This window comes from Actinoplanes sp. NPDC051475 (genome assembly GCF_040689425.1).
Classification (GTDB): domain Bacteria; phylum Actinomycetota; class Actinomycetes; order Mycobacteriales; family Micromonosporaceae; genus Actinoplanes.
In genome coordinates, this window is record NZ_JBFAZZ010000020.1 from 89,330 (window position 1) to 110,478 (window position 21,149).

The 21,149-nt window shown below is 72.0% G+C and carries 24 protein-coding genes; 13 read left to right on the forward strand and 11 right to left on the reverse strand.

The genetic code is table 11. From position 1 onward, the window contains the following. The first annotated feature begins 14 nt into the window (after positions 1 to 14). A complete protein-coding gene (locus tag AB0368_RS32665) occupies positions 15 to 575 on the forward strand; it encodes a DUF4291 domain-containing protein (protein WP_366157870.1) in 561 nt (186 codons plus the stop codon). On the opposite strand, the gene AB0368_RS32670 is transcribed toward AB0368_RS32665, so the two are convergent. Then, positions 557 to 1,459: an A/G-specific adenine glycosylase gene (locus AB0368_RS32670; protein WP_366157871.1), complete on the reverse strand. Its 903-nt coding sequence runs from the start codon at positions 1,457 to 1,459 to the stop codon at positions 557 to 559. The genes AB0368_RS32665 and AB0368_RS32670 overlap by 19 nt on opposite strands. Positions 1,460 to 1,484: 25 nt before the next feature. Between AB0368_RS32670 and AB0368_RS32675 the strand changes: the two genes are divergently transcribed. The 3 genes from AB0368_RS32675 (at position 1,485) to AB0368_RS32685 (ending at position 3,386) form a co-directional block, all read left to right on the forward strand. Further along, positions 1,485 to 1,988 carry an ACT domain-containing protein gene (locus AB0368_RS32675; RefSeq protein ID WP_366157872.1) on the forward strand — a complete coding sequence of 168 codons (504 nt, stop codon included), beginning with the start codon at positions 1,485 to 1,487 and terminating at the stop codon, positions 1,986 to 1,988. After that, positions 1,985 to 2,536, forward strand: coding sequence for a peptide deformylase (locus AB0368_RS32680; RefSeq protein ID WP_366157873.1), 552 nt, complete (start codon positions 1,985 to 1,987; stop codon positions 2,534 to 2,536). The genes AB0368_RS32675 and AB0368_RS32680 overlap by 4 nt, the downstream gene beginning before the upstream one ends. A gap of 82 nt (positions 2,537 to 2,618) precedes the next feature. Continuing rightward, on the forward strand, positions 2,619 to 3,386 hold the full coding sequence (locus tag AB0368_RS32685) for an adhesin (protein ID WP_366157874.1): 768 nt from the start codon (positions 2,619 to 2,621) through the stop codon (positions 3,384 to 3,386). 11 nt (positions 3,387 to 3,397) lie between these two features. Here the strand turns inward: AB0368_RS32685 and disA are convergent, their stop codons facing one another. The 4 genes from disA to AB0368_RS32705 all read right to left on the reverse strand — a co-directional run bounded on the left by disA (position 3,398) and on the right by AB0368_RS32705 (position 7,800). Then, complete coding sequence (gene disA, locus AB0368_RS32690; RefSeq protein WP_366157916.1) at positions 3,398 to 4,501, reverse strand: DNA integrity scanning diadenylate cyclase DisA; 1,104 nt, start codon at positions 4,499 to 4,501, stop codon at positions 3,398 to 3,400. A gap of 190 nt (positions 4,502 to 4,691) precedes the next feature. Further along, a complete protein-coding gene (gene radA, locus AB0368_RS32695) occupies positions 4,692 to 6,092 on the reverse strand; it encodes a DNA repair protein RadA (protein WP_366157875.1) in 1,401 nt (466 codons plus the stop codon). A gap of 37 nt (positions 6,093 to 6,129) precedes the next feature. Continuing rightward, positions 6,130 to 6,882: a hypothetical protein gene (locus AB0368_RS32700; protein ID WP_366157876.1), complete on the reverse strand. Its 753-nt coding sequence runs from the start codon at positions 6,880 to 6,882 to the stop codon at positions 6,130 to 6,132. Between the two features lie 81 nt (positions 6,883 to 6,963). Next, positions 6,964 to 7,800 carry a UbiA family prenyltransferase gene (locus AB0368_RS32705; RefSeq protein ID WP_366157877.1) on the reverse strand — a complete coding sequence of 279 codons (837 nt, stop codon included), beginning with the start codon at positions 7,798 to 7,800 and terminating at the stop codon, positions 6,964 to 6,966. Between AB0368_RS32705 and AB0368_RS32710 the strand changes: the two genes are divergently transcribed. The 4 genes from AB0368_RS32710 to AB0368_RS32725 are packed head-to-tail and all read left to right on the forward strand — an operon-like array spanning position 7,799 to position 11,299. Beyond that, positions 7,799 to 8,575, forward strand: a complete 777-nt coding sequence (locus AB0368_RS32710; RefSeq protein WP_366157878.1) for a methyltransferase domain-containing protein — start codon at positions 7,799 to 7,801, stop codon at positions 8,573 to 8,575. The genes AB0368_RS32705 and AB0368_RS32710 overlap by 2 nt on opposite strands. Continuing rightward, entirely contained in the window at positions 8,572 to 9,729 is a 1,158-nt protein-coding gene (locus tag AB0368_RS32715) for an acyl-CoA dehydrogenase family protein (protein ID WP_366157879.1), read from the forward strand. The genes AB0368_RS32710 and AB0368_RS32715 overlap by 4 nt, the downstream gene beginning before the upstream one ends. 49 nt (positions 9,730 to 9,778) lie before the next feature. Continuing rightward, a complete protein-coding gene (locus tag AB0368_RS32720) occupies positions 9,779 to 10,831 on the forward strand; it encodes a type III polyketide synthase (RefSeq protein WP_366157917.1) in 1,053 nt (350 codons plus the stop codon). Positions 10,832 to 10,840: 9 nt separating this feature from the next. Then, complete coding sequence (locus AB0368_RS32725; protein ID WP_366157880.1) at positions 10,841 to 11,299, forward strand: DUF6023 family protein; 459 nt, start codon at positions 10,841 to 10,843, stop codon at positions 11,297 to 11,299. An 89-nt stretch (positions 11,300 to 11,388) separates the two neighbouring features. Here the strand turns inward: AB0368_RS32725 and AB0368_RS32730 are convergent, their stop codons facing one another. Beyond that, positions 11,389 to 12,162, reverse strand: a complete 774-nt coding sequence (locus AB0368_RS32730; protein ID WP_366157881.1) for a hypothetical protein — start codon at positions 12,160 to 12,162, stop codon at positions 11,389 to 11,391. A gap of 334 nt (positions 12,163 to 12,496) precedes the next feature. Here AB0368_RS32730 and AB0368_RS32735 point away from each other — a divergent pair, with 334 nt between their 5' ends. Genes AB0368_RS32735 through AB0368_RS32755 form a run of 5 tightly spaced genes read left to right on the forward strand, consistent with a single transcriptional unit; the run spans position 12,497 to position 15,714 of the window. Beyond that, complete coding sequence (locus AB0368_RS32735; RefSeq protein WP_023562842.1) at positions 12,497 to 12,982, forward strand: CarD family transcriptional regulator; 486 nt, start codon at positions 12,497 to 12,499, stop codon at positions 12,980 to 12,982. Positions 12,983 to 13,030: 48 nt separating this feature from the next. Continuing rightward, the gene (gene ispD / locus AB0368_RS32740) at positions 13,031 to 13,723 is read left to right on the forward strand and encodes a 2-C-methyl-D-erythritol 4-phosphate cytidylyltransferase (protein ID WP_366157882.1); all 693 of its coding nucleotides are present in this window, start codon (positions 13,031 to 13,033) and stop codon (positions 13,721 to 13,723) included. Positions 13,724 to 13,727: 4 nt separating this feature from the next. Further along, entirely contained in the window at positions 13,728 to 14,204 is a 477-nt protein-coding gene (gene ispF / locus AB0368_RS32745) for a 2-C-methyl-D-erythritol 2,4-cyclodiphosphate synthase (RefSeq protein ID WP_366157883.1), read from the forward strand. A gap of 7 nt (positions 14,205 to 14,211) precedes the next feature. Further along, positions 14,212 to 14,601, forward strand: a complete 390-nt coding sequence (locus AB0368_RS32750; RefSeq protein WP_366157884.1) for a PPOX class F420-dependent oxidoreductase — start codon at positions 14,212 to 14,214, stop codon at positions 14,599 to 14,601. Positions 14,602 to 14,619: 18 nt separating this feature from the next. Further along, complete coding sequence (locus tag AB0368_RS32755; protein ID WP_366157885.1) at positions 14,620 to 15,714, forward strand: tetratricopeptide repeat protein; 1,095 nt, start codon at positions 14,620 to 14,622, stop codon at positions 15,712 to 15,714. Positions 15,715 to 15,720: 6 nt separating this feature from the next. Here AB0368_RS32755 and AB0368_RS32760 read toward each other — a convergent pair whose 3' ends face one another. The 5 genes from AB0368_RS32760 to AB0368_RS32780 are packed head-to-tail and all read right to left on the reverse strand — an operon-like array spanning position 15,721 to position 21,116. Continuing rightward, on the reverse strand, positions 15,721 to 16,743 hold the full coding sequence (locus tag AB0368_RS32760; protein ID WP_366157886.1) for a BadF/BadG/BcrA/BcrD ATPase family protein: 1,023 nt from the start codon (positions 16,741 to 16,743) through the stop codon (positions 15,721 to 15,723). Beyond that, positions 16,740 to 17,996, reverse strand: coding sequence for a 6-phospho-beta-glucosidase (locus tag AB0368_RS32765; protein ID WP_366157887.1), 1,257 nt, complete (start codon positions 17,994 to 17,996; stop codon positions 16,740 to 16,742). The genes AB0368_RS32760 and AB0368_RS32765 overlap by 4 nt, the downstream gene beginning before the upstream one ends. Beyond that, a complete protein-coding gene (locus AB0368_RS32770) occupies positions 17,993 to 18,874 on the reverse strand; it encodes a carbohydrate ABC transporter permease (protein ID WP_366157888.1) in 882 nt (293 codons plus the stop codon). Before AB0368_RS32770 ends, AB0368_RS32765 begins: the two co-directional genes overlap by 4 nt. Beyond that, entirely contained in the window at positions 18,871 to 19,788 is a 918-nt protein-coding gene (locus tag AB0368_RS32775) for a sugar ABC transporter permease (protein ID WP_366157889.1), read from the reverse strand. Before AB0368_RS32775 ends, AB0368_RS32770 begins: the two co-directional genes overlap by 4 nt. A 2-nt stretch (positions 19,789 to 19,790) precedes the next feature. Beyond that, positions 19,791 to 21,116: an ABC transporter substrate-binding protein gene (locus tag AB0368_RS32780; RefSeq protein ID WP_366157890.1), complete on the reverse strand. Its 1,326-nt coding sequence runs from the start codon at positions 21,114 to 21,116 to the stop codon at positions 19,791 to 19,793. Positions 21,117 to 21,149 lie beyond the last annotated feature (33 nt).

Below are 21,149 nucleotides of genomic sequence, written 5' to 3' on the forward strand. Positions count from 1 at the left end.
TTGATCATCGACGGATGGAAGTTCCGCAGCGGCAGATCCGCGCCGTCTACACCGAACGCACGATCACGGTCTACCAGGCGTACCCGGAGGCGATCGCAGGGCCGGCCGTACGCGCGGGACGGTTCGTGGATCCGTTCAAGCGCGAGCGGATGACCTGGATCAAGCCGTCGTTCCTTTGGATGATGTACCGCTGCGGCTGGGCCACCAAGCCCGGCCAGGAACGCGTACTGGCCATCGAGATCACCCGTGAGGGGTTCGACTGGGCGCTCGCCCGGGCCTGCCTGAGCCACCACGATCCGGCCGGCGGGGAGAGCCGGGAGGAGTGGTCGCGGCGGTTGCGGACCAGCCCCGTCCGGGTGCAGTGGGATCCGGAGCGGTCCCTGCAGCTCAAGCCCCTGCCGTACCGGTCGCTGCAGCTCGGCCTGAGCGGAGAGGCCGTCGAACGGTACGTCGAAGAGTGGACGGTGGCGATCATGGACGTGACCCCGATGGTCAGGGAGATCGCGGCGAACCGAGACCCGGCGAAGCTGCCGGACGAGCGGCCGTACCCGGGCTCCTACGGCAGCGCCGGGTAGCGCGGAGGGTGGTCGCCGGCGAGGACGAAGCGGTCCGCGTCCGAGTCCAGCGGCTCCACGAGTCCGTCGGTGACCAGGCCGGCCAGGGCGCGGGCGCGCTGCACGTCGTCGGCCCACACCGCGTCGAGGCGTTGCCGGGGGACCGGTCCCGCGGCGTGCCGCAGGACCTCGAGGAGGAGGCCGCGGACCTGGCGGTCGGTGCCCGCGTACCGCTGGGGCCGGCGCGTCGGGCCCGCCGGGGCTGGGGCGCCGCTCAGCCGCCAGGCGCACACCGCCTCGAAGGGGCATTCGGTGCAGCGCGGCGAGCGGGCGGTGCACACGATGGCGCCGAGCTCCATGAACGCGATGCTCGCGCGGGCGGCCACGGAAGGCTCCTCGGGCAGCAGCTCCGCCATGGCGGTCAGGTCCGCGGTCGTGGTGGTCGGGCCGGCGTCCGGGTCGCCGGCCACCGCCCGGGAGACGACGCGGCGCACGTTGGTGTCCACGACCGGGTGACGCTGCCCGTACGCGAAGGTCGCCACCGCCCGGGCGGTGTACGTCCCCACACCCGGCAGCGCGAGCAGCTGGTCGAGGTCGTCCGGCACCTGGCCGCCGTGCCGCTCGACCAGCGCCACGGCGCACGCGTGCAGGCGCATCGCCCGGCGCGGGTAGCCCAGCCGGCCCCACATCCGGATCGCCTCGGACGGGGGATCCTGGGCCAGGTCGGCGGGGGTGGGCCAGCGGTTCATCCAGGCGTGCCAGGCGGGCTCCACGCGTACGACGGGGGTCTGCTGGAGCATCACCTCGCTGACCAGTACCGCCCAGGCGCTGGTGCCGGGGACCCGCCAGGGCAGGTCGCGGGCGTTCCGGTCGTACCAACGGATGGCTGATTCGGCGAGCGTCATAACCGGGCAAGCTTAAGATGCCCGGATGAACGAGCTCGCCATCACCGTCATAGGCCCGGACCGCACCGGCATCATCGCGGACGTCTCCGAGGCGCTCGCCGGCGTCGGTGCCAACCTCTCCGACTCGACGATGACCCGGCTGCGCGGGCATTTCGCGATGACGCTGATCTGCACCGGCCCGTCCGCCGCGGACGTCGAGAAGGCGCTGGAGCCGCTCAGCGGGCTGCTGGCCACCGTACGGGCGGTGGAACCCGAGGCGGAGTCGGGCAGCGGCGGCGAGCCGTACCTGGTGAGCGTGCACGGCGCGGACCGGCTGGGCATCGTCGCCGCGGTCACCCGGGTGGTGGCGGCGGCCGGCGGCAACATCACCGACCTGACCACGCGGCTCACGGGGCCGCTGTACGTGCTCGTCGCCGAGGTGGACCTGCCCGCGGGGGCGGCCGACGACCTGGCCGTACGCCTCGCCGTGGCGGCCGACGAGCTGGGTGTCGACGTGACGCTGCGGCGTGCGGAATCGGACGTCCTGTGAGTGACGCGCTGGCCGACTGGAAGCCCGACGTGCTGGGTGTCGAGGGCCGGGTCCTCCCGGTCGTGACCGCTCCCGCCGAGGTCCTGGGCCGCGTGGGCGCCGAGGTCGACCCGACCGACCCGGAGATCGTCCAGCTCGCGGCCGACCTGGTCGCCACCATGCGGGTCTCGCCCGGCTGCGTCGGCCTCGCCGCGCCGCAGGTCGCGGTCGGTGCGCAGGTCTTCGTCGTGGACGTCACCGAGCATCCGAAGACCGCGACGTCGCACGGCACGTTCGTGCTGTGCAACGCCCGCGTGGTGGAGGCCAGCCGGTGGCGGCCCGGTCGCGAGGGCTGCATGTCCGTGCCGGATCTCACCGGCGACGTGAAACGCGCCGGCCGCGTCGTGGTCGAGGCCGTTCTTCCGGTTACGGGGGAAGCCGTGCGCCTGACCACCGACGCCTTCGAGGCGCGCGCCCTGCAGCACGAGATCGACCACTGCGCGGGCAAGCTGTTCCTCGACCGGGTCGCCGGTGCGCACGCCGTGTATCAGCGCAAGGTGTATCTCTGACGATCAGTAAACGAGCCGGTGTCGCGTACCCCGGCGCGTCGCGGCGGCTTCGATGGCATCACGGCGATACGGTGCACCCATCATGCGTACGACGGTTGGTCCCCTTCCCGCCGCCGTGTACTGGCGGCGTCGAGCTGTGGTGCTGGGCGCACTCCTGCTCGGCGTCATCGTGCTGTTCGTCTCCTGCTCCGGCGGTGACGACGACAGCAAGCGCGGCTCGGGGGCATCGTCGCAGGCCCCGATTCCCGCCCCGGCGTCCAGGACCCCGGAGGACGAGCCCTCCTTCGTCGACCCGCCCGCAGGCGCGGGCAACCCGTCGCTGCCGGACCCGGAGGACATCCGGTCCGCGGGCACGGACGGCCAGCCGGTCACCGAACCCGGCGACGGCACGGACGCGGGGACGGACACCGGCACGGACGCCGGGACCAACACCAACGTGACGGTTCCCGCCGACGGCTCGTGCACCGACGCGGAGATCTCGGTGACGCCCATCCCGGCGGCCACGACTGCCCGCCGCGGCGTCCCGGTCGAGATCCGGCTGAAGATCAAGAACGTCTCGGCGCGGATGTGCTCCCGGGACGTGGGCGCCGACCTGCAGGAGCTGTACATCGAGTCGGGCGTCCAGAAGATCTGGTCCTCGGACGCGTGCAGCAACGCCAAGGGCTCGGATGTCCGCCAGATCCCGCCCAACGGGGAGCGGGAGTACAACGTGACGTGGAACGGGCGCCAGTCGAACAAGTGCTCGGCCGGTCTCGCGGCGGGTACGGCGCCGCTGGCGGGGCAGTATCAGATCCGCGCCCGCCTGGGCGGGAAGCTGAGCGCCCCGGTGACGCTCACCCTGACCGCCTGACCGCCTGACCGCTAGACGTAGCGCTCGAGGATCGAGGCCTCGGCCAGCCGGGACAGTCCTTCCCGCACCCCTCGGGCCCGGGCATCGCCCACGCCCTCGACGGCTTGCAGGTCCTCGACCGTCGCGCCGAGCAGGCGTTGCAGGCTGCCGAAGTGGTCCACCAGCCGCTCGACGATCTGGGCCGGCAGCCGGGGCACCTTGGCCAGCAGCCGGAAGCCGCGCGGGCTGACAGCCGCGTCCAGGGCGTCGGACGCGCCCGCGTAGCCGATCGCCTTGGCGACCGCGACCAGGTCGATCATCTCGGTGGCCGTCAGCAGGTCGAGCTCGACCAGGGCCTCGTCGAGGGTGCGGGCCTTGCGGCCGGTCGGCAGGTAGTCGCGGATGACCAGGGTGCGGTCGGCGTCGACGCCGGCCATCAGCTCGTCGAGCTGGAGCGCGAGGAGCCGGCCGTCGGTGCCGAGCTCCACCACGTAGCCGGAGATCTCGTCGGCGATGCGGCGGACCATCTCGAGGCGCTGGACGACCGCCACCGCGTCACGGACGGTCACCAGGTCTTCTATCTCAAGGGCCGAGAGGGTGCCGGAGACCTCGTCGAGGCGCAGCTTGTAGCGCTCGAGGGTGGCGAGGGCCTGGTTGGCGCGGGAGAGGATGGCGGCCGAGTCGTCGAGGACGTGGCGCTGGCCGTTCACGTAGAGGCCGATGATGCGCATCGACTGGCTCACCGAGATGACCGGGAAGCCGGACTGCTTGGCGACCCGTTCGGCGGTGCGGTGCCGGGTGCCGGACTCCTCCGACGGGATGTCCGGGTCGGGCATGAGGTGCACGGCCGCGCGCACGATGCGGGTGCCGTCGCTGGAGAGGACCACCGCACCGTCCATCTTGCACAGCTCGCGCAGGCGGGTGGCCGAGAACTCCACGTCGAGGGGGAAGCCGCCGGTGCAGATGCGCTCCACGACCTCGTCGTGGCCGAGGACGATCAGCGCGCCGGTGCGGCCGCGCAGAATGCGCTCGAGGCCGTCGCGCAGCGCGGTGCCGGGGGCCATCAGGGCGAGGTTGGCGCGCAGCGGGTCACCACTGACCCCGCCGCCGGTCAGGCCGGGCGTCGTCGGGGTCATCGGACGGGCTGCCGATCCGTTGATGCCCGGGGCAGCCCCGTTGGCAGGACGGTTGGTGGAGGCATCGCGGTCGAGCGGCACCTGGACATTCTACGGACTGTCATCCAGGTCAACGAGCCGCGGTTCGGCCGATGCTCCATAGCGTGATCGTTGCTCACGACGAGTAACCGAAACAGGGGCACAGGCGCCGTCACTCCGCCGACGCCCGCGCGGCCCACTGCACCGCCGTCTGGAGGTCGCCGACCTCGACGACGCGCATGCCCTTGGGCGGTGACTCGGGACCGCATCCGGGGGGCACCAGCGCGAACCGGAAGCCCAGCCGAGCCGCCTCCGCCAGCCGCCGCTCCGCCGCGCCGACCCGCCGGACCTCGCCGGTGAGGCCGACCTCGCCGATCGCCACCAGGTGCGGTGCCATCGCGAGATTGAGCGCGCCGGACGCCACCGCGAGGGCCATGGCCAGGTCGGCCGACGGCTCGGTGATCCGGATGCCGCCGACCGTCGCGGCGAAGACCTCGCGGTCGTGCAGCTTGATCTTCTCCATCCGGCGTTGGAGCACGGCCAGCACCATCGCCAGCCGGGCGCTGTCGAGGCCCGAGACAGTACGCCGAGGCGACCCCTGCACCTGCGCCCCGATCAGGGCCTGCACCTCGGTCACCATCGCCCGCCGGCCCTCCATCGCCACCGTGACGCACGTGCCCGGCACCGGCTCGTTGTAGCGGGTCAGGAAGAGCCCCGAGGGATCGGCCAGGCTGACGATGCCACTCTCGTGCATCTCGAAGCAGCCCACCTCGTCCGCCGCGCCGTAGCGGTTCTTGACGCCGCGCACCAGCCGCAGCGAGGAGTGCTTGTCGCCCTCGAAGTGCAGGACGACGTCGACGAGGTGCTCGAGCACGCGGGGGCCGGCCACCGAGCCGTCCTTGGTGACGTGGCCGACCAGGACGGTCGCGACGCCGCGTTCCTTGGCGACGCTGACGAGGGCGGCCGTGACGGCGCGCACCTGGGTCACGCCGCCGGGCACGCCCTCGGTGCCGGGAGCCGAGATGGTCTGCACCGAGTCGATGATGAGCAGGCCCGGCTTGACCGCGTCGAGGTGGCCGATCACCGCGCCCAGATCGCTCTCGGAGGCCAGGTAGAGCCGGTCGTGCAGGGCGCCCAGCCGCTCGGCGCGCAGCCGGACCTGGCTTACCGACTCCTCGCCGCTGACCACGAGGGACGGCGTGCCCGCTCCCGCCGCCCATTGCTGCGCGACGTCGAGGAGGAGGGTGGACTTGCCCACGCCCGGCTCGCCGGCCAGCAGCACGACCGCACCCGGCACCAGGCCACCGCCGAGGACCCGGTCGAGCTCCGTGACGCCGCTGGGCACCGCCTTGGCGGGAGCCGCGCTGATCGTCGCGATCGGACGCGCCGGCTCGGACGGCAGCCGCGAGCTGATCACCCGGCCGGAGATCACCGGGCCGGTCACCGTGGACTCGATGATCGAGCCCCACTCGTTGCACTCCGGGCAGCGCCCGAGCCACTTCGGCGGCTGGTGCCCGCACGCGTCGCACTGGTAGGCCGGGCGCGGTTCCGAACGGGTGCGGGAAGTCGTCACACGGCCACGCTAGCCCGAGGGTGTGACAAAGGGAGGACTACTCCTGCGTGTTCTCCGCCGGGTCGCCCGGGGCGCGTGAGGCCGGCGAGGCCGGCACGCTGACCGGGGCTTGCACGACCAGCGGGTCGGCGCCGTCGCTGAACTCGAAGACCAAGTTCACCGAGTTGCCCGGCATGAGCTTGCCCGTGAGCCCGATCACCTCGAGCTGCTCCCGGTCGCCGGGGAGGAACGTCACCGAGTTCAGCGGGCCGATCTCGATGCGGGCCGGGCGGACCGCCCCGCCGGCCGCCGAGGGGGCGGCGGACGGCGTCTCGCCGGGGCTCGGGTTGCCGCTCGGGTCCGGGATCTGCTCGCCGTTCTGATCGTCCTGGTTGCCGGAGGGGCGGCTGCCGGACGGCTCCGGGATCGCCGTGGCGGGCGCCGACGGCGTGGCGGCGGCACCGCCGACCAGGCCGACCTGCTTCCCGGAGACGACGCCCTGCTTGTCACCCGCGCCGGCGAGGGGCTGGCTGCTCACCAGCACGGTGATCGCCTGCCGGGTCTGGTTGTAGATGCCGAGCTCCAGGGGCGCGTTCTCGCCCGCGGCATAGCCCTCGATGCCCGGATACTGCACCGACAGGTTGCGGATGACCACGCTGCCTTTGGAGTTCCCCACGTTGGCGCCCGGATTGGAGGGCCGCTTGAGCGAGGTCTCGGCGACCTGGCCGGCGCTGCATCCGGCGAGCGCGATCGCGGCCACCGTGGCGACACCCGTGGCCAGGAAGGCGCGGCGGGTTCCCAGTGAGCGCATCACAGTCCTCCAAGAAGCTCGATAATCCTCCGCCGATCAGCCTAGAGGGCCGAGATCCGCGGCGTACGCCGACCCGGCCTTTCACACGACCCGGCCGGTGAACACCAGCAGAGCGACGTCGATCAGCGCCACCACGATCACCGAACGGAACATGGCCACCTGACGCGTACCCCGTTTCAGCGCTTTCTTTCCCGCGTACCAACCGGCCGGAAGAACCACCACGGCGGCCGTGGCGGCCGCGACGCCCTGCCACGACGGCGGTCCGGGCGGTCCGAAGACCAGCGTCAGCGTCGCGGCCAGCAACAATGCCGCGGCCGCGACCTGCGACCAGGCGGCGCCGAGGCGGTGCGGCAGGCCGACCACACCGGTCGCGGCGTCGTCGGCGAGGTCCGGGAGCACGTTGGCGAAGTGCGCGCCCCCGCCGAGCAGCGCGCCGGCCGCGACGAGCCAGACCGGCGGCCACGGATGGCCGGGCAGGGCGAGCACCACGAAGGCCGGCATCAGGCCGAACGCCACCAGGTACGGCACGATGGACAGCGGCGTGGACTTGAGCGGCCAGTCGTAGAGCAGGGCGAAGATGCCCACGATGGTGATGCAGACGGTCGCCGCCGCGCCGAAGGGCAGCCCCAGCAGCGGGATTGCCAGCGAGGCGATCAGACCAGCGATGCCGACGGTACGCCGGGAGACCGCCCCCGAAGCCACGGGTTTGTCGGTCCGTCCCGTGGCGCGGTCCCGGTCGGCGTCCAGCCAGTCGTTGACCCAGCCCACGGAGAGCTGCGTGGCGCCGATCGCCGCGGCCACCCCGGCCACCGCCCACCCGCGATGCCCGACCCCGACGGCGAGCAGCGTCATGGCGAGCGTCACGGCCGCACCGGGTTCGGCGTGCGAGGCTTTGAGCAGGGCGACGGGATCGTGCATGAGTGCAGTGTGGTGGTTGAGCCCCGGTCGTGCCACGCTCGATCACATGCCGCTGCCGCGCAATGATCCCCGTCAGTACGATGACCTGGCCGGCGAATGGTGGCGCCCCGGCGGGGAGTTCGAGTTGCTGCACTGGCTGGCGAAGGCGCGCGGCGCGCTGGTGCCGGCCGCGGCGCGTCCCGGGGCGGTCCTGGTGGACGCGGGGTGCGGCGGCGGGCTGCTCGCCCCGCACGTCGAGCGCCTGGGTTACCGGCACGTCGGTGTCGACCTGCGCCGCTCGGGCCTCGAGCAGTCCGCCGCGCGGGGTGTGTCGGCGATCACCGGTGACGTGACCGCGCTGCCCCTCGCCGACGAATGCGCGGACGTGGTCGTGGCGGGGGAGATCCTCGAGCACGTCCCCGACCTGCCGGCCACCGTGGCGGAGCTCTGCCGCGTGCTGCGGCCGGGCGGCCTGCTGGTGCTGGACACCATCAACGACACCCGGCTCGGCCGCTTCGTGTCCGTCACGCTCGGCGAGCGGTTCGGCGCCGCGCCGGTGGGCATCCATGATCCGGAGCTGTTCGTCGATCCGGGCGACCTGACGGCCCACTGCGCCAAGCACGGCGTACGGCTGCGGGTCCGCGGGATCCGGCCGAGCATCCCGGGGCTGGTCCGCTGGCTGTTCCTGCCGACCGGCCCGCGGATGTACAGCCTGGGCCGGATGGTGCCGACCCGCTCCACGCAGGTGCTCTACCAGGGCATGGGACTCAAGCAGGGTGAGGGGGCGCGGCCATGACGGCCGACGAGGCACGGCGGCTGGCGCCGCGGTTCGCGGCCCGGGCCGCCGAGTGCGACCGTACGGGGTCCTTCCCGGTGGAGGACTTCGCGGATCTGCGCCGCTCGGGCCTGTTCGGGCTGATGGTCCCGGCGCGGCTCGGCGGGAAGGGCGCGGGGTTCGCCGACTATGCGGCGGTCGCGTACGAGCTGGCCCGGGGCAACGGCGCCACGGCGCTCGTGTTCAACATGCACGCCTCTGTCACGGGCGCCCTGAGCGGTGTCACCAACGAGCTCGCCGACGCGCTGGGCCTGCCGCCGGAGGCCCTCGAGGCCCGGGACAGCTATCTGCGCGCCGCCGCGGACGGCAGCTGGTACGCCGTGGCCATGAGCGAGCGGGGCGCCGGCTCGCGGCTGTCGGAGATGACCACCACCTACGAGCGGACGCCCGACGGCTTCCACATCAAGGGCGCCAAGACGTTCTGCTCGGGCGCGGGGCACGCGGACGCCTACCTGGTGGCCGCCCGCAGCGCCGCCGACCCGGCGCAGGTCTCGCAGTTCCTCGTGCCGGCCGGGGACGGGCTGACGGTCGAGCCGACCTGGGACGCGCTGGGTATGCGGGCGACCGGCTCCCACGACGTGCACGTCGACGTGACCGTGGCGGAGGGCGCGCTGCTCGGCGGGGTGGAGGGGCTCGCGCTTGTCGTCGCCCAGCTCGCTCCGCACTGGATGGTTGCCAGTTACGCGGCCGTCTACGTGGGTGTGGCGCGCGCGGCCGTGGACGCCGCCGTGGAGCACGTCAACGCGCGCAAGCTGGGGCACCTGCCCGCCGTACGCGCGCGCATCGGCCGGGCCGACGCCGCGGTGGCGGCCGCCCACCTGGCCGTCATGGAGGCGGCCCGCCGGGTCGACGAGGCGCCGGGCGACACCGAGACCAACCGCTGGGTGTGGCGCGCCAAGCTGCTGGCCGGTACGACCGCGGCCGAGGTCGCCGCATCGATGCTGGAGGCCGCCGGCACCTCGGCGATGCGCCGCGGACACCCGTTGGAGCGGCTCTACCGGGACGCGCGCGCGGGCTCGCTGCAGCCGGCGACCTCGGACGTCTGCGCCGACTGGCTCGGCGTCGAGGCCCTCGGTGGCGACCCGGATTCGGAGGGCACGGCCCCACGTTGGTGATCGGCCTGCGCGGGTATCAAGGGGGTCGGCCTGGGGAGGCACAGTGGGAATCGGTCGTGCGGCGATCGCGGGGCTCGGGGTGGCGTTGCCGCCCTCGGCGGTGCAGGACGAGCTGTGGGAGGGCTACTTCGACCGGCACTACGCGGCGGGCGGGCGGCGCGGCCTGGCCAAGCGGATCTTCGCGAACTCGGGGGTCCGCAGCCGGCAGGCGGCGGTGAACCCGCTGCTGGAGGACGTGTCCGACTGGTCGACCGAGCGCCGGATGCGCCGCTACCAGGTCGAGGCGGTGCCGCTGGGCAAGGAGGCGGTCGGGCGCGCTCTGACCGATGCCGGGGTGGCGGCCGACGAGCTCGGCCTCTTCGCGGTGTGCTCCTGCACCGGCTACGCGACGCCGGGCCTCGACATCCTGCTCGCCCGCGACATGGGCATGTCCCCGCGGCTGCAGCGCCTGTTCGTGGGCCACATGGGCTGTTACGCGGCCCTGCCCGGCCTCGGCACGGCGGCGGACTTCGTGGCTGCCCGGGGCCGTCCGGCGCTGCTGCTTTGCGCCGAGCTGACCAGCCTGCACCTGCAGCCGCCCGACGCCCGCGCCGACATCCAGCAGATCGTCTCGCACGCGCTCTTCTCGGACGCCGCGGCCGCCGTCGTGCTCACCCCGGGCGCCTCCCACGGGTACGCGGTGAGCGACGTCGCCGCCCTCACGGACACGACCACGGCCGGGCACATGACCTGGGACGTCACCGACCTCGGCTTCCGCATGGGGCTCTCGCCGCAGGTCCCGGACGTGCTGTCGGTGCACGTACGGGCGCTGGTCGACGAGCTGCTGGGCCGCAACGGGCTGGCGGTCGCGGAGGTGGACGGCTGGGCGGTGCACCCCGGCGGCCCCAGGATTCTCGACGTGGTGCAGGACCGGCTCGGGCTCACCGACGACGATCTCGCGGCGTCGCGTGCGGTGCTGTCGGCGTACGGGAACTGTTCGTCGCCGACGGTCCTGCTGGTGCTGGAGGAGCTCCGCCGCCGGCCCACCCCGCCGGAACGTGTGGTCATGCTGGCCTTCGGTCCCGGCCTCACTCTGTACGGAGTCCTTCTCGACAAGCTCTAGTCTGGGCGCGTGACGCGGGACCGGGCGCAGGGCGTGACGCTGTACGCGCTCGCCGCCCTGCTCACGGCGGCCGGTGCAGTGTGGTTCCTGCGGGCTGCCCCGGAGCCGGGCGAGGATCCGCAGATCGCTTCCCGCCGCCGTACGGTCGAGCTTCTGCTCCCGGAGGTCCCGCTGCAGGCGCAGGCGGAGACGATGGTGCTCGCCGCCGGCGATCAGGCGGAGCGCAGCACCGCTGTCCGGGGCGGTTCTTACGAGCTCGCGGTGGCTTGTCTGGGCGAAGGCCGGATCCGGGTGCGGCTGAGCACGACGACGGAGGATTCCGGCCGGGCGGTGCCGTGCGCGGCGGAGGCGCCCGAGAAGGTCGAGGTGTCGGTCGCTCTCGCGGACGCCTTCTTCATGGCGGTGTCGGCCGAGACCAAGGGGACGACGGTCTTCCGGTGGCGGCTGACCCGCGTGCGGTCCTACTGACGGCCGGCGGATCCACTGGCGGCCGACCCGCGTGCGGTCCTACGGGCCGGCGGATCCACGCAAAGTCAGATTTCGGACGTTACGGTGCGTCACAGTCGGGCCAGGTCGGGTTGGAAGTCCCCGATACTGGCCGTCCGCGGCACTTTCCGGACGATGTCCCCCTCGTGGTTGACCAGGAGCACCGCCGCCGTGCCGTCCTCGGCCCCGAGGCCGAGGCCGGACCGCAGCTCACCGGTCGGGTCGCGCAGTGCGCGGACCGTCTTGCCCTGGGCCTGAGGGGTCATGTTCGTCGGCGGCACCTGGATCGCCGCGGTCGAGGGGGCCTTGGCGACCACCGTCACGACCGTGATGTCGGGCCGCACCGCCGCGGTCGTGTCCGCGACGAGCTGACGGCAGTCGCAACCGTCGGTGAGCAGGATGACGGCGGGTAACTGCCCGCGAAGCGGGACGGTCTGCCCGTCCGTGCCGATCAGCTCGAGGGCGGGCAGGGTTCCGGGGCCCTCGTCGGTGGTGTTCGCGGTGCGCTGGGTCGCCGGCGAGCGGGCCGGCTGCGGCCACGCGGAGGCGAAGAGGCTGGCGATCGTCACGAGGATCGCCATCGAGATGATGAGCACCGGCGCGCGCAGGCTGGCCGAGCCGAGGCGGCGCAGGACGCGCATGCCCGTGCGGTCGGCGAACCGCTGCCAGCGGGTCTGCTGCTGGGACCGGCGCAGCTCGGTCTGGATGGCCGTGACCTCGTCGGACAGCTCGGAGAGATCGTCCGGGACGACGATGACGCCCCATTCGGCGGGGAGCCCGGGCAGGCCGTCGGGGGAGCCGCCGTCACCCGGCCGGCCACCTCCGTTGTCGCTCAAACTGCCCATGGTCCACCCTCCCCTCTGCCGCAGGGTCTCATGTGCCGCAGGGGCCCTGCACCCAGCCTCCCCCACCCGGGGGCCGGACCGCCAGTAGTCGGGCCGCCGGGTCGCTAGCGATAAGCTTGACCTCACAAACACACCAGGTCGGGAATGTCCGACTCGCTGAGTCTTGTCGTCACGATGTCATCACTCTGGGTCACTGAGGCAGTTCTACGCCCGCATGTCAAGCGGGAGAAAGACGGCTCACAGGCCTCCTGAGCTGCACTAACAGTCACGGCCAGGGTGGGACATCGCTGCCGGAGCGTGTTACCCTAGACACAGCGAAAGGGGTTTCGAACCTATGGTTTTCAGTGTCGGCGAGACCGTTGTTTACCCCCACCACGGGGCCGCACTCATCGAGGCAATCGAGACTAGAACGATCAAGGGCGTGGAGAAGAAGTACCTCGTCCTTCGGGTCGCCCAGGGTGACCTGACAGTCCGCGTGCCCGCTGAGAACGCCGAGATCGTCGGCGTGCGCGAAGTGGTCGGCGAGGAAGGCCTGGGCAAGGTCTTCGACGTCCTCCGCGCTCCGCACACCGAGGAGCCGACCAACTGGTCGCGGCGTTACAAGGCCAATCTCGAGAAGCTCGCCTCCGGCAACCCGCTCAAGGTTGCCGAGGTTGTTCGTGACCTCTGGCGTCGCGAGCGCGAGCGTGGTCTCTCGGCCGGGGAGAAGCGCATGCTCGCCAAGGCCCGCGACATCCTCGTCGGCGAGGTGGCCCTCGCCGAGAAGAGCACCAAGGACGAGGCGGAAGTCCTCCTCGACAAGGTGCTCACCGAGGCCTGACGTTTCCACCACCTCTCTGCACCACCTGTCGAACGCAAGGACCGCGACGTGACCGCGCAGCTCAATGCTCGCGGTGACGTCGCGGTCCTCGTTCCGGCGGCGGGTTCGGGCGTACGCCTCGGCCCGGGTGCGCCCAAGGCCCTTCGCCTCCTCGCCGGCGAACCCCTGCTCGTCCACGCGGTACGCCGGGTCGCCGCCGCCCCGTCGGTCCGCATGATCGTGGTGGCCGCGCCCGCCGCCGAGGTGGCCGCCGTCCGCGCGCTGCTCGAGCCGGTCGCGCCCGTCGTGGTCCTCGCGGGCGGGGCCGAGCGGCAGGACTCGGTCGCCGCCATGCTGGCTGCCGTGCCGGCGGACGTCGAGATCGTGCTGGTGCACGACGCGGCCCGCGCCCTGACCCCGCCCGAGCTGGTGGAGTCGGTGGCGACCGCCGTGCGGGACGGCCACCCGGCGGTGATCCCGGTGCTCCCGATCGTCGACACCGTCAAGGAGGTCGGCCCGGACGAGACCGTCGTGGGCACCGTCGACCGCTCGGTCCTGCGCAGCGTGCAGACGCCGCAGGGCTTCCGGCACGACGTCCTCGCCGCCGCCCACCGGGCCGGGCTCGACGCGCACACCGACGACGCCGGGATGGTCGAGAAGGCTGGCACGCCGGTGCTGTGCGTACCCGGGTCCGACCTCGCTTTGAAGATCACTCGTCCGCTGGACCTCGTGATCGCCGAGGCCCTGCTCCGCGTAGCCTGACGCCGTGGATCAGCGCATCGGCATCGGTACGGACGTGCACGCCTTCGACCCGTCGCGGGTGTGCTGGGTCGCCGGCCTGATGTGGCCGGGCGAATCCGGCCTCGCCGGCCACTCCGACGCCGACGTCGCCGCGCACGCCGCCTGCGACGCCCTGCTGAGCGCCGCCGGCCTCGGCGACCTCGGCAGCAACTTCGGCACCGCAGAGCCGCAATGGGCCGGCGCTCCCGGCGTCGAGCTGCTGAGCGAGACCGTGCGCCGGGTGCGTGCCCACGGCTACGAGGTCGGCAACGTGGCCATCCAGGTCATCGGCAACAAACCGAAGATCGGCATGCGCCGCGAGGAGGCGCAGAAGGTCCTCTCCGACGCGGTGGGCGCCCCGGTCACGGTGTCCGGAACCACCACCGACGGCCTCGGCCTTACCGGACGCGGGGAGGGCCTGGCGGCGATCGCCACCGCCCTCATCCACGCGGCGGGGGCATGATCGCTTCGTGACTACTTCGCTCCCCGACGACGTCCGCCGGCTCCTGGACGGCACGACCTTCGCCGTCGTCTCCACGATCAATCCGGACGGCAGCCCGCAGTCCACCGTCATCTGGGTCAAGCGGGACGGCGACGACGTGCTGTTCTCCACCGTCCGGGGGCGCCGGAAGACCCGCAACATGGAGCGCGACCCGCGCGTGTCGATCTGCGCGTACGACCCGGCGCAGCCGTACTCGTACTTCACCGTGGACGGCACCGTGACCCTCGTCGAGGAGGGCGGCCCGGAGCTCATCAACGAGCTGAGCCTCAAGTACGACGACCGGCCGTACACGTTCGATCTGCCCGGGACGGTCCGGGTGGTCTGCCGGCTCACCCCGAACAAGGTGATCTCGCAGTAGACGACCTACGCTCGGTGGGTGTCGAGCGAGCCCACCTCCCAGTCCGAGCCCGAGACGACTCCCGAGGAATACCGCAGACGCGCGATGCTGCTCGCCGATCTGGGCCGCTACGACGAGGCCGCCGGGGAGATCGCGGCGGGCCTGACGTCCGCGCCGGCCGATCCCGGACTGCTGGTCACGCTCGCCCGGCTGCACGTGGCGGCCGGGCAGGCGGAGGCGGCGCTGGAGGCGGCCGAGCGGGCGGTGGCGTCCGCGCCCGGCACGATCGAGCCCCTCGTGGTGCGGGCCATGGCCCTCATCGACGACCGCAGGTTCACCGAGGCGGCCCAGGTCGCGACCGACATCCTGACCCGCTGGCCGGAGGACGCGTTCGCGCAGCGTACGGGCGCCGGCCTGCTCAGCGAGTCGCGCAACGGGCAGGAGGCGCTGAACGCCGCCTGGAACGGCGTACGGCTGGCCCCGCGCGAGGCCGAGGCGCACCTGGTGCTGGCCGTGGTCGCTGCCCGGCTGCGCCTGTTCGACCTGGCGCAGCGCGGGTACGGCGAAGCCTTGGACCTGGACTCGGCAGTCGGCGATGCCCAGCGTGACGTCGGCGTCGTCCGGCTGGAGCGACGCCGGTGGGCCGTCGCGCTGGAGGCCCTCGCGGACGAGGCGACGTTGCCGCCGGTGGCCGACCCCGTCGAGACGCCGCCGCCCCCGTCCCCGGTAGTCGAGGTGAGCCGGCCGGCGGGACCGGTGCTCGATCGTTCCGCGGCAATGGCGGACGCCGTCCGGCATGCCGTCCTACTGGGCGCCAACGGCGTGATCGTCACGGCGGTGCTCAGCGCCGTGATGACCCTCGCCAGCCCGGGCGTGGCCCGGATGTGGGCGGCGGTGATCGGCGTGGCGATCCTGGCCGGGGTCGCCGGATGGCTGGCCCGTCAGGTCCGCCCCGAGTCGCTGGGCACGGTGCTTCGCCGGCTCGGGCCGAGGCTGACCTCGGCGGTGTACGCGACCGCGCCGGCTCCCCTGCTCCTCGTCCTGTACGCGGTGCTCGGCGGCCTGGTCCCCCTGGTGGCGGCCATGGTGCTGGCCGCCACCGCGGAACTGATCGTCCTCACCCACCGCCCCTGAACGGGCTCACCCGGCGTTCTCGATGGCCACGGCCGGGACCGCCGTCGTGGGCGAGGCGCTTCGCATCGCGGCGCGCAGGCGTTGCTCCGCGGCCGGGGAGTGCCCGAGCGCGTCCAGTGCCAGCAGGGCAGCCCCCACCGCCGGCGGAGCATCGAGCACGCTGATCTCCACCAGGGGTGCCTGTGCCCGGGCGCCGGCCACCACCTGGTCGTGCAGGACGGCGTGCCGGGCGTAGAGGACGCCGCCGCCCAGCACCAGCGCGTGGCGGGCGTCGAGCAGCCCGAGGCGCCCCGCCGCGACCCGGTGCTGGGCGAGAATCTCCTCGGCCTGCCGGCGGACCAGCCCGGCCGCGACGGCATCGCCCTCGGTCGCCGCGGCGAAGAGCAGCGGTGTCAGCTCCCGGATCCTCAGCAGGTCGATCTCGCCGAGGTGCAGGCCGATGCTGACGTCCTCCACTGTGGCCCGGCCGAAGTAGCCGGCGACCGCCGCGGACAGCACGGTGGCGTCGCCGCGGCCGTCCTCGCCCCTGGCGGCGAGGCGCAGGGTGTGCTCGGCGAGGTCGTGGCCGCCGCCCCAGTCGCCGGAGATCGGGCCGAGGGCGACGAACCGGGCCGTCCGGCCGTCCGCCGCCCGGCCCACGCAGTTGTTGCCCGCGCCGCACACCACGGCGACGGCGTCCGGCAGCGACGTGCCCGCGCGCATCAGCGCGAAGCAGTCGTTGTCCACCAGGGTGGCGCGGCTCCATCCGCGCGCCGTGATCGCCGCCTGCAACCGTTCCACCTCGATCGGCAGGTCCGCCCCGGCGAGATACACCGCGGCCAGGTCGATCGGGGTGGCGGCGGCCAGGCCGGCTTCCTCGCGTACGGCGGTGATCAGGGAAACCAGGACCTTGAGGGTGCCGGGAAGCCCGATGGTGTGCGGGGAGGTGGTGGGCCCGCGGACGAAGCCGAGCACCTCGCCGTCCGCCGTGCCGAGGAGGACGTCGGTCTTCGAGTTGCCGCCGTCCACGGCCAGGTAGAGCGCTCTCATCGGGCCCAGGCCAGGTGCTGGGCACCCGCGGCGAGCAGCTTGTCGGTGAGCGCCTCCGCGTAGTCGTGCTGGCCGATCAGCGGGTGGGCCAACAACGCCCGGTACACCCGCTGCCGGCCGCCGTGCAGTGCGGCATCGAGCGCCAGTTCCTCGTACCCGGAGACGTGCGCGACCAGTCCGGCCAGGTCGGGCGCGAGGGGGGTGACCGGCAGCGGTGCCGGGCCGTCCTTGCCGGCGTGGGCGGACACCTCGATGACGGCCCGGTCGTGCAGGAAGGGCAGCACGCCGTCGTTGCGGATGTTGACGGAGTGGACCCCGTCCGGGTCGTGGCCGTAGAGCGCCGCGATGAGGCCGACCGCCGCCTCCGAGTAGTACGCCCCGCCGCGTTCGCCCAGCAGAGCGGGCTTTTCGTCCAGCGCCGGATCGCGGTACATCTCCAGCAGGGTCGCCTCGATCTCAGCCACCCGCTGTCCCCGCGTGGGCGCGCCCGCGGCGTCCCGGACGTGACGGTCGTGCGCGTAGAAGTAGCTGAGGTAGTAGGACGGCACGTTCCCGAGCGTGGTCAGGATCCCGGGATCGAGGTCCACCTCCTCGGCGAGCTCCGCGAGGTGATTCTCGATCAGGTACGGCAGCCGGTCGACGCCGTCCACATAGGCCGCGCGCTCCCAGGTGAGGTGGTTCAGGCCGACGTGGTCCAGCACCACCGCCGCCGGGTCGACGCCGAGCATCCGGGCGAAGCGGCGCTGGAAGCCGATCGCCACGTTGCAGAGCCCCACCGCCCGGTGCCCCGCGTCGAGCAGGGCCCGGGTCACGATGCCGACCGGGTTGGTGAAGTCGACGATCCACGCGCCGGGTCTGGCGCGCGCCCGGATCCGCTCGGCGACGTCGAGCACGACCGGGACCGTACGCAAAGCTTTGCCCAGCCCGCCCGCCCCGGTGGTCTCCTGGCCCACACAGCCGCAGTCCAGCGGGAAGGTCTCGTCACTGATCCGCGCGGCCTGCCCGCCGACCCGGAGCTGGATCACCGCGGCGTCGGCGTCGGTGACGCCGGCGTCGAGGTCGGTGGTCCAGGTGACCTTCCCGGGGTGGCCGTAGTGCTGGAAGATCCGCGCGGAGAAGGCGCCGACCACGTCGAGCCGGTCCCCCGCGGGATCGATCAGGACCAGCTCCGACACCATCGACCCGAGCCGCGCGAACCCGTCCACCAGCTCCGGCGTGTACGTGGACCCGCCGCCGACGACAGCGATCTTCACCCTTTGACTCCCGTGAGTGTGACGCCCTGGACGAATGCCTTCTGGGCGAAGAAGAACACGACGACGATCGGGGCCATGGCCAGCACCGTGGCGGCGGTGACCAGGTTCCAGTCGACGTGATGGACACCGTGGAACGAGGCGAGGCCCAGGGACAGCGTCCAGGAGTTCTCGTTCTCGCTCGTGTAGAGCAGCGGCCCGTAGTAGTCGTTCCAGGCATAGAAGAACTGGAACAGGCCGGCCGCCGCGATGCCCGGCCGGGCCATCGGGAGCACGACCCGGATGAGGGTGCGCCACTCGCCGCATCCGTCGACCCGGGCCGCGTCCAGATAGTCGGACGGGATGGTGAGCAGGAACTGCCGCAACAGGAAGATGCAGAACGCGTCGCCGAAGAGCATCGGGATGACCAGCGGCGCGAGCGAGCCGGTGAGGCCGTACCGGGCCCACATGAGGTAGAGCGGCACGGTCACCACCTGCGGGGGCAGCATCATCACGCAGATCACGCCGAGGAACATCGCGTTGCGGCCGCGGAACCTCAGCTTGGCCAGGGCGTACGCGGCAGGCACGCTGGACAGCAGCATGAACAGAGTGGCCAGCACGGCGTAGATCACCGTGTTGAGCAGGTAGCGCGGCAGCGGGGTGACCTCGAAGACGCGTACGTAGTTCTCGAAGTGCCAGGTGTTGGGCCAGTAGTCGCTGGTCAGCGCCTGGTTGCTGGTCATGACGGAGATCAGGAGCAGGTAGACCACCGGGGTCAGGAACATGATGGCCAGCACGATCGCGATGCTGTGCCGGGCGATCCACGCGAGCCGGTTCTGGCGGCGTACCTGTCGATCGGTGACCGCGGCGGTGACCGGCGGCCGTTCCAGCAGGGTTGTCATTGGTCCTCCCCGGAGAAGGCCTTGGAGCGGCGGAGCAGGATCACCGTCACCGCGAGCGCGACCACGAACAGCGCGACGGCCATGGCGTTGGCGTAGCCGAGCGCGTTGTAGCGGAAGCCGACCGTGTAGAGCCAGAGCGGGTAGGTGAAGGTGGAGCCCTCGGGGAAGCCGAAGGACGAGGAGATGCCGGCGCCGGTGGCCGCCTGCCCGCTGGCGATCGAGCCGGCGACCGCGGCCTGGTCGAAGTACTGCAGCGTGTAGATCACGCCGGTGACCGCCGCGAAGAGGATCACCGGGCGGATCGTCGGCACGGTGATGTAGCGGAAGCGGTGCCAGGCGTTGGCGCCGTCGAGCGACGCCGCCTCGTAGAGGCTGGGTGAGACGCCCAGCACCGCCGCCAGGAAGATGATCATCAGGTCGCCGATGCCCCAGAGCCCGAGCAGCACCAGCGACGGCTTGGACCAGTCCGGCGAGTTGAACCAGAGCGGGCCCTCGATGCCCAGGTGGCCCAGGAACGTGTTGACCGGGCCCGTGCCGGGCTTGAGCAGGTAGACGAAGGCGATGGTGGCGGCCACCGGGGGCGCCAGCGCGGGCAGGTAGAAGATCGTCCGGAAGAAGCCGGCGCCCCGCTTGATCTGGGTGAGCAGCATCGACAGGCCGATCGCGCTGATGATGCGTACCGGGACGAAGACCACGACCATCCACAGCGTGTTGCGGATCGACTGGAGCAGGAAGGGGTCCTCGGCCATCCGCCGGTAGTTCGCCAGCCCGACCCACTGCGGCACGGTCAGCAGGTCGAACTTGGTGAACGAGAAGTAGATCGCGGACAGCAGCGGGTAGACGAAGAACACCAGGATGCCGACCAGCGCGGGGGCCAGGAAGGACAGGGTGGTCAGGTTCCGGCGCAGCCGCATGGTCAGCCGCCCAGCGTCATCACGCTGTTGATCTGCTTGTCGGCGTCGGCGAGGCCGGCATCGAGGTCCTTGACCTTGCCGGACTGCCAGTTCGTCGCGAACGTCCCGAACGTCTCCTGGTACGCCGGCCCGGACGCGGACGGCGGCGTGGTGGACGAGTTCGGGCTGGCGAAGATGTCCATGAACGTCTTGAACTCGGGCTCCACCTGCAGGCCCGGGTCGCTGATCGCCTTGGTGGTCGTCGGCAGGTTCTTCAGCGAGTTGGCCAGCTTGACGATCGTCGCGTCGTTCGTGGTCAGGTACTTGATGAGCTCCCAGGCCGCCTCGGGATTCTTGGCGTTCTTGGAGATGCCGACGATGTTGCCGGTGACGTAGCCGCCGCCGTACCGGGCCGGGTCGCCGGCGGGGATGGGTGCGACGCCGTACTTCAGCTTGGGTGCCTGGTCCTTGACGAAGGCGAGCCGGTACTCGGCGTCGATGTTGATCGCCACCTGGCCCTTCTGGAACGCGTTGTCCGCGCTGAACTCGTCGCCCAGGCCCGCCCGGAACTTCTGCAGGTTCTCGTAGCCGTACCAGTCGACCAGGTTCTTCTGCCAGGTCATCAGGGTCTTCCAGGCGGGGTCGGTGCCGACGGCGGACTTGCCGTCGTCGGTCAGCCACTTCGCGCCGACGGCCGGGGCAAGGTGGGCGGCCGCGTTCTCGTAGAAGTCGAAGAGCGGGAGGAACCCGACGGTCTTCAGCGACCCGTCGGCGTTCTTGACCGTGAGCTTCTTGGCGTCCTCGGTCAGCTCGTCCAGGGTCTTCGGCGGCGCGGCGATGCCGGCCTTGGCGAACAGGTCCTTGTTGTAGAACATCCCGTACGCGTCCGCGAGGAACGGCATCGCGCAGCGCTTGCCGTCGAACTCGGTGTACTGCCGGGTGGTGGCGTTCAGCTGGCCGAGGTCGATGTTGTCGCGCTTGACGTATGGCGCCAGGTCCACCCACGCACCGGACGAGCAGAACTTGCCGACGATGTCCGTGGAGTACGACAGCCCGATGTCCGGCCCGTTGCCGGCGCCGATGGCCTGGGTCATCTTCGCGTCGTCCTGACCGGACTTCACGGTCACCTTGATCTTCGGGTGGCTGTCCTGGAACTCCTTGACCACCGTATCGATGGCGGTGGCTTCCCGCTCGGTGAAGAAGTGCCACAGCTCGACCGTGCCGGACACCTCCGTACCCGGGTCGGCGATCTTCTGTTCCTTGGGGGCGGGGGTGCAGGCGGCGGTCAGCAGCAGCGCGGCCGCGGCCGCGATGATGGATTTTTGGGCAGGGGGTATCCGCTTGTTCACTCGAGGGGTCCTCTCGGCAAAAAAAGGTGCGGG

Excerpts from the sequence above, each read along its gene's own strand:
- AB0368_RS32665 (WP_366157870.1), top strand. The coding sequence starts at position 15 with ATGGAAGTTCCGCAGCGGCAGATCCGCGCCGTCTACACCGAACGCACG.
- AB0368_RS32670 (WP_366157871.1), bottom strand. The coding sequence starts at position 1,459 with ATGACGCTCGCCGAATCAGCCATCCGTTGGTACGACCGGAACGCCCGC.
- AB0368_RS32675 (WP_366157872.1), top strand. The coding sequence starts at position 1,485 with ATGAACGAGCTCGCCATCACCGTCATAGGCCCGGACCGCACCGGCATC.
- AB0368_RS32685 (WP_366157874.1), top strand. The coding sequence starts at position 2,619 with ATGCGTACGACGGTTGGTCCCCTTCCCGCCGCCGTGTACTGGCGGCGT.
- disA (WP_366157916.1), bottom strand. The coding sequence starts at position 4,501 with ATGACCCCGACGACGCCCGGCCTGACCGGCGGCGGGGTCAGTGGTGAC.
- AB0368_RS32700 (WP_366157876.1), bottom strand. The coding sequence starts at position 6,882 with ATGCGCTCACTGGGAACCCGCCGCGCCTTCCTGGCCACGGGTGTCGCC.
- AB0368_RS32710 (WP_366157878.1), top strand. The coding sequence starts at position 7,799 with ATGAGTGCAGTGTGGTGGTTGAGCCCCGGTCGTGCCACGCTCGATCAC.
- AB0368_RS32705 (WP_366157877.1), bottom strand. The coding sequence starts at position 7,800 with ATGCACGATCCCGTCGCCCTGCTCAAAGCCTCGCACGCCGAACCCGGT.
- AB0368_RS32715 (WP_366157879.1), top strand. The coding sequence starts at position 8,572 with ATGACGGCCGACGAGGCACGGCGGCTGGCGCCGCGGTTCGCGGCCCGG.
- AB0368_RS32730 (WP_366157881.1), bottom strand. The coding sequence starts at position 12,162 with ATGGGCAGTTTGAGCGACAACGGAGGTGGCCGGCCGGGTGACGGCGGC.
- AB0368_RS32735 (WP_023562842.1), top strand. The coding sequence starts at position 12,497 with ATGGTTTTCAGTGTCGGCGAGACCGTTGTTTACCCCCACCACGGGGCC.
- AB0368_RS32760 (WP_366157886.1), bottom strand. The coding sequence starts at position 16,743 with ATGAGAGCGCTCTACCTGGCCGTGGACGGCGGCAACTCGAAGACCGAC.
- AB0368_RS32770 (WP_366157888.1), bottom strand. The coding sequence starts at position 18,874 with ATGACAACCCTGCTGGAACGGCCGCCGGTCACCGCCGCGGTCACCGAT.
- AB0368_RS32775 (WP_366157889.1), bottom strand. The coding sequence starts at position 19,788 with ATGCGGCTGCGCCGGAACCTGACCACCCTGTCCTTCCTGGCCCCCGCG.